Here is a 10386-nt window from a genome sequence, read left to right on the forward strand (position 1 = left end):
CGATCCGCCGGGCGCGCGCCTGCGGATCGGTCTCGTCGACGGCGGAGCTCTGGACGGGGTGCCAGGCGAAGGCGTCCGTCTCGGTGAACAGGGCGGTGAGCGACTGCAGGGCGGTGCGGTCGAGCGTGGGACACGCCTGGGGCTCGTGGGCGGGGGCCGGGAGCACGGTGAAACCGGTGAGCAGGTCCTTCACCAGCCGCTCGCGTTCCAGGGCCGCCTTGGTCTCCTGTCCCCACAGCGCGGCCGGGAGGTTCTTGCGCAGCGGGACGAAGGTGAAGTACTGCTCGGCCGCCACTCCGGCGCGGGTGATCCGGATGGTCTGCTCGGAGCCGAAGTCGGCCTTGCGGCCCACCGGGGCGACCCCGAACCCGGTCCCGGCGTCGGGCAGCGCCCGACCTCCGGCGCGTGCCCGTGTCGAGGGGATCTGCACGTCGGTGACCAGCGAGAACTCGATCGGGTTGAGCACGCCGAGGTCGGTGCCGCTGCCGGGCCGGACCGAGCCGCCGAGCGGGGAGATCGTCGCGATCTTCGACTTCTCGGGCAGGAGGGTCTTCTTGAACCGGCTCCAGGGGATGGGCAGCGGGCCCGGCTCGGCGGCCCCGAAGGAGATGGTGAATTTGATGATCTTCAGGTCGAGGGTGGCGGTGCCGCCGAAGTCCGGCCCCCAGAAACGGACGTCGACCCCGAGGTAGAGCGAGATCGTGTGGCTGCCGAACAGCCAGAAGGTGTAGTTGACGCCGATGCCGAGGTGGAGCGCGGCGTCGTAGCGGAAGGGCTGCCAGGAGATGAGGAAGTCGATGGAGGCGTCGAGCCAGGCGTGCAGCGCGCCGTCGTCGTAGTTGATCGACACCGACGCGCCGGCCATGATCGCGGACGGCACGAGCGCGAAGTAGCCGCCGCCCTTCATCGACAGCTTGTCGGAGATCTTCCAGTTGAGGCCGAGCCGGGGCACCACCGGGTACTGCTCGGGCACCGGGAAGCGGGGGTGGTAGCCGCCCGCGCTCACCACGAAGTCGCCCGAGTGCTCGCCCCGGAACCAGGTGACGAAGGCGAACCCGCCGGTGAGATGGCAGGAGCGCGACAGCAGGAAGGAGTTCTCCGTGAGCACCGCGGTGAGCGAGAGGTAGCCGTCGTCGGGCGCGAAGGTCGCCTTGATGGCGAGCTGGATCTCCGCGACCGGGGTGGCGTCGGCGGCGTCCTCGGCGGGCAGCACCAGCGTGGTCATGCCGAGCACGTTCAACTCGAAGCGGTGCCCGAACGCGGCGGTCACCAGGACGAACGCGTCGAGCATCTCGCAGATCACGGCCCGGACGCCGAGGGCCAGGAAGTAGTCGCCCACCGACGGCGGCAGGTAGGAGTTGAGCCGCTGGAGCTCACCGGCGGAGTCGGTCGGCACCAGGTCGCCGACGGCCTCGGCGACCAGCGGGAACTGCACGAGCTTGTCGACGGGCGGCACGATCAGCCGCCGGTTGTAGCCGAACCCGGCCGCGATGCCGCGCAACTGGAGGACCGGCGGACCACCGATCCGGAAGTTCGCGAACGCGTAGACGAACAGCGACGGGCCCTCGTCGAGCTGGGCGTAAGAGCCCATCGCGCCGATCGCCAGGATCGGCGTGCGGATCACGGCCTTGCCGCTGTAGGCGTCGTAGGTGCGGCCCGCGTAGACCACCTTGCTCTTCAGGAACGCGCCGCTGATCTGGATTGGCCCGCCCTTGAAGTCCAGCGACAGGCCGCGCAGCTCGAAGGACGGGGCGGCCCGGGGATCGGAGATCGCGAACTCGATGCCGAGCCCGTCGGCGGCCAGCGTGAGGCCCGCCATCGAGATGGACGCGTCGAGCAGCAGCGCGATCCGCGCCGGCTGCCCCGGGTCGTGTTCGTAAGCGAGGCCGACCCGCTCGACATGGATCGGCCCGAAACTCTTCTGGACCTTCAGCCACAAGGAGTTGTCGCCGGTGAGGGTCTGCGCCGGGTCGGCGGGGACGGGCGCGGCGGCCGGCGGGGTGGTGCCGGGCGCGGTCGCCGGCAGGGTCATCGGGGTCTCCAGACCGCCGAGCCGGAGCACCCCGTCGACGCTGAACCCGGCCGCGATCGGCCCCTTGGGGAGCCCGCCGGTCCCGGCGGGCAGCAGCTTCTCCAGCGCCGAGGCCTGGTCGGCGGTCAGCGGGGCGGAGGAGACCAGGAGCCGCAGCGGGTCGAAGCCGAAGACCTGCCCGCCCTTGAAGTGCTGGCCGATGACCGGCAGCTTCGACAGGTCGAGGGCCAGGGTGAGATCGACCGAGAACAGCCGGACGGTCTGGCCGCCCTCGGCGTCGACGGCGACCAGCGCGCGGCGCAGGTCGACGGTGACGGAGTCCGGCACGTAGGCGGCGGCCGAGGGGGAGATCGCCGCGACGATCGCCTTGATGGTCGGGGTGGCGTCGGTCGGGGCGCGGGAGTAGGTCAGCGCGAACCGCTTGGCCGTCGCGCTGTCGGCGAAGCGGGCGTCCAGCCGCATGTTCAGCGGCCCGGCGGAGGTCGGCACGCTCACCGCGACCCGTCCCGCCAGGGTGCGGGCGTAGGTGTCGATGGCCAGCTTCAGTTCGAGGTCGACGGTGTCGATCGGGAACGTCATCGCGGCGGTGAGGAAGAACCGCTTGGTGCCGGTGGTGAAGGACACCTCGACGTCGTGCACGGTCAGCCCGGCCAGCGGCTGCGGCAGCGTCAGGTCGCCGAACCGGCGGCCCACGTCCTCGATGAGGCGGCCGATCGGGATGGCCTGGCCGGGGCCCGTCCCCCCGGCGAAGGTCCAGCCCTTCTCGGGCGCCGGGTCGTAGTCGGCGCTGACGACGATCCCGACCCGGCTGACCACGAACGTGGCCCGCGCGGTGAACCTCGTGTCCTTCTCGCGCACGATCTCGGCGTGGACGTCGGTCAGGGACACCTGGTCGGTGATGCGCCAGTCGCCGGTCATCTCCAGCAGACCCTGGAGGGTCAGCGGACGGTCGCCCTTCGGCAGCGCGGCGAACAGGTCGAACTTCTCCACCCGCAGGTCGGGGACCGCCTCGGCGGGCACCCCGCCGAACTGCCGGGCGACCTCGCGCAGGCTCAGCGGCGGGTCGCCGTCCCGCAGGGAGCCGCCCAGGGTGATCCCGTCGTCGTAGCCGGCGCTGATCTGCAGCGTTCCGGCGTCGCCGATGCCGAACAGGCCGAGGACCTGCGTGGAGACGCGCGGCGAGGACAGGGGGTCGTCGACCCGGAACAGCACGTCGAGCGCGTCGAGGGTGAACAGGCCGGCGATGGGCCAGCTCTCGTCGGTCTCCAGCTTGAGGGTGACGTACCGGACGGCGCTCGACGCCGACGGCGTCACCAGGAGGGTGAGGACGGTCGGCCGGAACGGGAGCGAGAGCGAGGTGCCCGTCGGCGCCTGGAGGCCCGGCTGTCCCAGGATCGCCGCGACGTCGCTGAGCCGGGCGTCGCCGAGGCCGCGCAGGTCCGCGCTGAGCAGGACGCTGTCGGTCCAGCCGCGGAGGTCGGTGCCGACGAGGATCTCCTTGCGCACCCCGCCGATGGTGACGGGCAGCACCCCGGTCACCGAGACGGCGCAGACCACGTCCATGTCGAGGAGGTCGTAGTTGAACCGGGGGGTGCCGAAGATCTCGTAGCGGAGCTTCTCCAGGGTGAAGAGGCCGAGGTCGCGGGTCGCCCCCGCGGGTCCGAGCAGCACGACGAAGGGGACCGGGGTGATCGGCAGGTCGGTTCCGGGCAGGCCCGTGACCATGGTGATCTCGCCCGTGATGTCGTGGCTCGCGGCGGGCACCAGCAGGTCGAGCAGGGCGGCCCGGCCGGTGAGCAGAAGCCTGCCGGTGAAGACCAGCGAGCTCTCGTCCGGTCCCATCGCGGTGGGGGAGGAGGTGGTGACGGAGGTGTCGAGGGTGAGCGTGGGCGCCTCGAAGCGCAGGGAGTCGATCACCGAGTGGCGCAGGGCCCCGAAGGCGCGGGCGAACGACCAGTCCGACCCGGCCTTCGCGGTGACCCTCGCGGTGACCGGATCACCCGCCGAGAAGCGGGCCGTCACCGCCATGCCGTCGAACGGGCCGTTGACCCCGGTCCCGGTCAGGGTGACGCCGTCGTCCGTCGCGGTGCGTACGGCGTTCGCGAGGGAGAGCACCCCGACGGGGAGGAACGGGCGCAGCCGTCCGGCGGTCCGCGCGCCGAGGACGGTGACGTCCAGGTCGAGCCGGCCGCCCGACGGGATCGCGGCCTGGAGTTCCTCTGGCGTCATGGCACCGCCTTCGGGGGGACCGTGTACTCGAACGTGCCACGGGAGCCGGTGACGTAGATCTTCTCGAAGATGGTTTCGGTGAAGGGGTCGTAGAGCGAAACGCTCGTCTTCCAGGAGGAGACCACGTAGCCCTGGTCGCTCCGGTCCGTCACCCGCTTATAGCGGTTGATGGTCTCCCAGCTCGGCAGGTGGTGCATCGGGATCTTCATTCCGGCGCTGATGACGACCAGCTTGGGATGCACGTGGTCCACGAACTTCTGGGAGGAGGACGTGTTGATGCTGCCGTGGTGCCCGGCCTGGACGACGTCCAGGTTCGCCAACCGCGCCTTGTGGTACTTGAGCAGGTAGGCCTCGGTGTTGATGGTGCCGTCCCCGCACATGAGGATGCGTTGGTCGAACACCTCGATGAGCGTGGCGATGCTGCCCCGGTTGGTGTCGTTGCTGTTGTCTTTCAGATCGCCGCGATTGACGTTGCCGGCCAGCAGCGAGATCGTGCAGTCCTTCTCGGTGTGCACGAGGATGCCGCCATTGCCGTCGAGCCGGGGGACTGAGCCGGTGGCGGTCAGGTCGATCTTGGTGTTGTTTTCCCCGGTGACGAGCTCGATCACCTGGGTGCCGTCGTTGTCGTGGTGGTTGACCTTGCAGGCGACCTTGCACCTCTGCGCGATGAAGCCGCTCGCGCCCGAGTAGGCCACCCGGTTCGAGCTGTGGTAGTAGGAATCGATCTGCACGTCGTCCTTGAGCATCTTCGTGAGCTGGTTGTAGTGGTCGGAGTCGGGGTGGGTGAGGATCAGCACGTCGATGATGTTCCTGTCCTTCAGGAACTTCGCGCCGTGGATGACGTCGCTGATCCGCCTCTGGTAGGCCTTCGCGTCTGTTTCTTCCTTGGAGTCGCTGCCGCAGTCCAGCATGACCACATGGCCCTGGGGCGTGGTCATCAGCGTGCAGTCGCCCTGCCCCATCTGGAGGAACACCGCGTGGAAGTTGCCATCGCCCCGGTTGCCGTCCGGGGCCTTGGGGAGCTTGGCGAGCTTGTCGGCCCGCTCCTGCCGCAGTTGCGCCTGCCTGGCGGCGGCCTCCTGCGCGTCCTGTAGGACTTTCGCCTTCTTAGCCGCGATCTCAGCGGGCCGGGTGGACTGCCTAATGGCGGGCTGCTGAGTGCTGGTGTCGGGCGGCTGAGTGTCGTCGGGCTGGCGTTTTCTGGGAGGCACGGCTCTCTCCTCAGGACGGGTAGTGGAGGCGCCAGCGGCCCTGGTTGACGCGGCCCTTGGGGCGCCAGGTCCAGATGTTCCTGCGGTCGCCGTCGTAGGGGTTGTAGTCCGCGGCGTAGGCGTACTCGCCCTGGTACACGTTGTAGAGGTCGAACTCGAGCTGGCCCGAGGCGAGCTGCCTGAGGATCCGCAGCTCGTTCTCGCCGATCGTGACGGAGCCGAGCTGGAGGGACGAGGCTTGGATGCCCACGAGGGAGTCGTCGGGCAAGTTGCCCGTCCGGAAGGAGAAGCCGCCGTAACCGGCCTCGATGCGGTGCCAGTACTGGCTGGCGTGGTGGAACCTGATGCTGGGCCTGACCTCGCCGGGGCAGTACTCCTGGTAGAGCTCCAGGAACAGCACCTTGCCCGCCGCGTTCGAGGAACGGTGCAGCACCAGATGGTTCTCGTTCGCTTCGACGGTCAGCCGGTTCGTGCCCGTCGTCGTCGCGGCCGTCGTCGTGCCGATCGCGACGTTGCCGCCGTCGGGGTTGAGGGTCAGCAGCGACGACGCTCCGCGGCCTTGGACCCAGGTGTAGTCCTTGTGGTAGCCCAGACGCAGATGGCTCTGGTCGGTGGGGCCGAGGACCAGGGTGTCGCCGGAGGCGGTCTGCTGGGTGTTGAGGACGTGGAGCCGGCCTTCGGCCTTGGTGCCGCCGATGACGACGTTACCGCCGGTGGGGTTGAGCGCCAGCGGCTTGGTGCCGTTGCCCTTGATCCAGGTGCGGTCGGCGTCGTAGCCGACGCGCAGATGGGTGCCGGTGGGCGGGCCGAGGATCAGCGCGTCCCCGGCCGGGTCCTCGTTGAGCAGGTGCAGCCGTCCCTGCGGGCTCGCGGTGCCGATCCCGACGCGCTGCGCGGTGTAGAGCAGCGGTGTCTTCTCGGCCAGGATCGTGACGAAGCCGTCCTGGTATCCGGGGATGTTGCGGTATTCCACGATCACCGGGGCGTTGCCGAGGGACGCCGGGGCGTAGATGCCGTCCAGGAGGAGCTCGATCCGGCCGCCCGCGGCGAGCGAGGCGTCGGCCTTCGGGCTGATCGTCCACTGGAGTCGCTGGCCGAGCTCGTCGCGGCTGATCTGCCAGGACGCGGAGATGCCGGAGGACGCGGCGACGCCGAGGGTGGCGCCCGCGACCGCGCCCTCGGCGATCAGCGCCGACCGGCGGGTCTCCCCGGACAGCTGCACCTCGAAGGAGACGACGAACGCCGTCGCCGGATCGCCCGCCTGGAGCTGCAGGGCGGCGTCGCGGGAGATGTTGGCGATCTGCACGCGCAGCGCGCTGCCGGTCACGCCGTCGCTCAGCACCCGGGCACCGCCGACGAACGACACGTCCAGCGGCAGGTCGCGCCGTCCCCGGTGGTTGGCGATCTCCAGATACTGCAGCCGGGTGCCGGACAGCTCCTGGGTTTCGCCGACGTACCGCAGACGCCGGTAGTCCAGCTCGACGCGGGTGCCCCGGCCGCCGCCCGCCCCGTCGGCGCTCATGCCGTCGATGCGCACGGCGATGGAGCCACCGGGCGGCAGCTTGGCGGCCTTGGAGGTCAGCAGGTAGAGGGTGTCGCCGTCGCGCCGCAGGGTCCAGCCGGGCGTGGTGGTGGACGGTGCGGGGGTGCGGGCGAGGGTTCCGGGGCGCAGCCGCAGCGCGAAGTGGTGCTCCTGGGCCGATACCGTGCCGGAACTGGGCACCAGCTCCACGTCGTCGCGCGAGCTGTTGGTGATCTGCAGCGTCATCGGCTGGCCGGTGGGGGAGTCGTCGATGAACAGCACCGGCTGGCCGTCCTCGCCGCCCAGCCGGAAACCCAGCGGATGGGTGCGGACGAACGCGGTCAGCGACGACTCGTCGGAGGCCATGTCGCGGCGGATCTCGGTCTCCGAGAGCGCGTCGTCGTAGACCCGGACGTGCGCCAGCAGGCCGGTGCCGAACACCGCGAACGGCTTGTCGTCGGCGACCGGGACGGTCTCGGACGGCCCCTCGGCGACCTGCGCGCCGTTGACGAAGATCCGGGCGCGCTGGCCGTCCTGGGTGATCGCGACATGCCGCCACTGGCCGAAGGCGACCGCGTTCGCCCCGGAGGTGACCGTGGCCGTCGCGCCGCCCGCCACGCCGTGCCGGTGCTCGATCCTCCCGTCGGCGAGCAGGGCCAGCCGGATGCCGCCGCCCTTCTTACCGAGCAGGCCGGTCTCGGCGGTGGCCGCGTCGGGCTTCACCCAGGTCTCGATCGTGTAGGTGGCCAGGCGGGTCAGGGGGGTGTCGGCCAGGAGCACGGGACCCTGGCCGGCGCCGAGCTTCAGGCAGCTCCCGAACCGCTCGTCGGCCGGGTTCTGCACGGTGCCCTGGACCGTCGCGTTGAGATGCGCGTCCGAGTCGTCGAGGATCTTGTCGTCGGCGGTGGTGTGGTCGAGGCTCCAGTGCAGCACGAGCTTGGCCGTCAAGCTGATCCCTCCTCGGGCGCGGTACGCAGGGCCAGCCAGCCCTCGCGTACGGTCGGGGCCGCCGGGAACCCGGCGTCGGGTCGGGGGAGCGCGGGTTCGCGGTCGGGGAGCCAGCCGGTCCGGCCGCGCTGCCGCCAGGACCACCGGTAGCCGGCCTCCTCGGGCACCGGCACGGCGACCGGTCCGTTCAGGTCGCCGAGCAGCGGGGCGACCCGGAAGTCGACCTCCATCCCGGCGAGGGCGGCGGCGTAGTGCTCGGGCGGCAGGCTGATCGACTTGGTCGGCAGGATGCCGCTGGTGGCGTGGACATGGCCGTGCGGGTCGATGAGCAGGGTGAGGAGGGCGGCGGGCTTGTCCAGGGCCAGCTTCAGGGTGGTGCCCGCGGGGTCGAAGCGGTCGGCGAGCGTTCCGGCGGAGTCCTCGCGCCAGAAGCCGACGACGCCGTCGTTCAGCCTGGCCAGCGCCCCGATCCGGACGGGGAAGTCGACCATCGTGAAGCCGTTGGTCTCGCGGGCGGTGCGGCGCAGGTCCTGGCGGAAGACGTTCCAGTCCTGGTGCACCGCGGGCAGGCCGGCCAGCTCCAGGTTGACCGCGGCGCGCACGACGGCCAGCGGACGGCCCATCAGGACGGCCTGGCCCCGGCGGGCCGTGGTGTCGGCCGGTTCGATCTTCTTCAGGATGTCCTCGAAAGTGCCGAGGAGCGTCGCGAGCTCGTCCGGGCCCGCGCCGCGGATCCGGGCGACCGTCGCGCGCAGGTGGGCGTTGGCGATCAGGTCGGGGGTGAGGACCGTCCCGCCGGGAGCGGGGGTCCAGCGGGCGGCGCCCGTGGCGTCGGGGAGGGTCGACAGCCGGCCGAGCGACGCGCCGTCCTGGGCGTAGACGTCCAGGCCGCCGGTGAGGTGGTCGGGGACCAGCCAGCCGCAGACCGGCGAGCTCACCGGCAGGACGGTGCTCTCCCGCAGGTCGTGGGCGGCGTCGAGCCAGCGCAGGGCGACGCGGGCGGGCTGGGTCAGCCGGGGGGACAGGGCCGCCCAGTCGGGGTGGCCCGGCACGCGCAGGCGGGCGGTCGTGCTGATGTCCGCGGTGTCGACGTCGCGGGACAGGCCGAAGCTGTCGACGACGCGCACCCGCCGCACGCGCAGCGCCCCGGCGCGGATCGGGTTGAAGTCGGCGAGCGGCTGCGGGGCGCTCCGCGCCTCCTCGCCGAGCGCCGCGGCGACCCGGGCGGTGAAGTCGCGGTAGTCGGGGAAGCCGACCGGGTCGGAGACCGGGAGCTGGCGGACCGCCCGCCGCATCAGCAGGCCGTCGTTGAAGCCGCTGAGCGCCTGGGAGAGGTTGCTGTCCTCCTCGGCGACCAGGGCCCGGTACATCCGGATCAGGGTCTTGAGCCGGGGGTCGGTGCCCTTGGCCCGGTAGCCGTCGAGGACGGCGGTCGGGTCGCGCTGGAACTGCTCGGCGGTGACCGCGGTGCCGGCGGTCGCGTTGTAGGCGGGCAGGACCGTGCCGGCCAGGTAGGTCAGGACGCGGGCCGACAGGACCGGGCGGGCGTTCGGTGACAGGATGGTGGTGCCGGTGTAGATGTTGGCGGCCTTGCGGGTGGCCTCGCGGCCGGTCCGGGAGCGCAGCTCGACGCCGGTGGCGGGCAGCTCGTAGTTGGCCGTGACGTAGTCGGGCGCGTAGTCGCGGCGGCCGGTGTCCAGATTGCCGCCCGTCCCGACCGGGAAGAACTCGGCCTCCCACTGGAGCAGCACCGGATGCCACGGCTGGTTCTTCCAGACGCGGACGGCGGGCCAGGCGTCGGCCGCGGCGAGGCCGGCGAAGATCTTCGCGGCGCGCGAGCGCAGCGCCGTGACGCCCTCCCGCGTGCCGAGGGCGGCGTCACCGGTCAGCAGGTGGCACGGGACCAGACCGTCGGGCTTGTCCGCCCCGTCCTCGCCGTACCGGTTGGACGGGGTCGCGATCGGGCCGGTCAGCAGGACGACCGGCTCTGCAGGTTCGTAGAACTGGGGGGCGGCGATCTGCTGGACGGTGAAGGTGCTGCGCGCCGCGGCCGGAGAGCCCGCGTTGAACGCCTTGAGGGCGGCGTCGAGGGCGGTGCGGGCGTCGGCGAGGGCGCGGGCGGTCGAGCCACTGGCGCCCTCGGTCCGTTCGACGGCCAGGGTGAGCGCCGTGAGCTCCCGTTCCAGGAAGAACCGGGCCTCGTCGGCGTCGGGGTAGGCGTCGCGCGAGGCCTCGTAGGGGTAGGCGCACAGCATGTAGCGGCACCAGTCGGCGAACAGGCGTTCGCGCAGGCCGGCGACGCGGCGCAGGGCGCGGTCGTGGTCCTGCTGGGCGGCATTGAGCGCGCTCAGCGGGTCCGCGACCGAGCGGGGGACCGTCAGGTTCTCGCGGGCCTGGCGCTCCTCCGCGGTCTCCGGCGCGGAGGTGTCGTCCTGGCGGCGGAC

General features: G+C 71.5%; 4 protein-coding genes. All 4 read right to left on the reverse strand.

Annotated features, from left to right (window positions below; all coding sequences use genetic code 11):
• Window positions 1-4261: DUF6603 domain-containing protein (locus AB0J52_RS14420; protein WP_500182048.1), on the reverse strand; the 4261-nt coding region annotated here is incomplete at its 3' end.
• Entirely contained in the window at window positions 4258-5472 is a 1215-nt protein-coding gene (locus AB0J52_RS14425; protein WP_500182049.1) for a ComEC/Rec2 family competence protein, read from the reverse strand. The genes AB0J52_RS14425 and AB0J52_RS14420, both read right to left, overlap by 4 nt.
• Before the next feature lie 10 nt (window positions 5473-5482).
• Window positions 5483-7942, reverse strand: a complete 2460-nt coding sequence (locus AB0J52_RS14430; protein ID WP_500182050.1) for a LamG domain-containing protein — start codon at window positions 7940-7942, stop codon at window positions 5483-5485.
• Window positions 7939-10386 (reverse strand): hypothetical protein (locus tag AB0J52_RS14435; protein WP_500182051.1); only part of this gene is annotated, 2448 nt, incomplete at its 5' end. The genes AB0J52_RS14430 and AB0J52_RS14435, both read right to left, overlap by 4 nt.

Origin of the sequence: Spirillospora sp. NPDC049652 (genome assembly GCF_040675125.1) — a bacterium.
Taxonomy (GTDB): domain Bacteria; phylum Actinomycetota; class Actinomycetes; order Streptosporangiales; family Streptosporangiaceae; genus Spirillospora.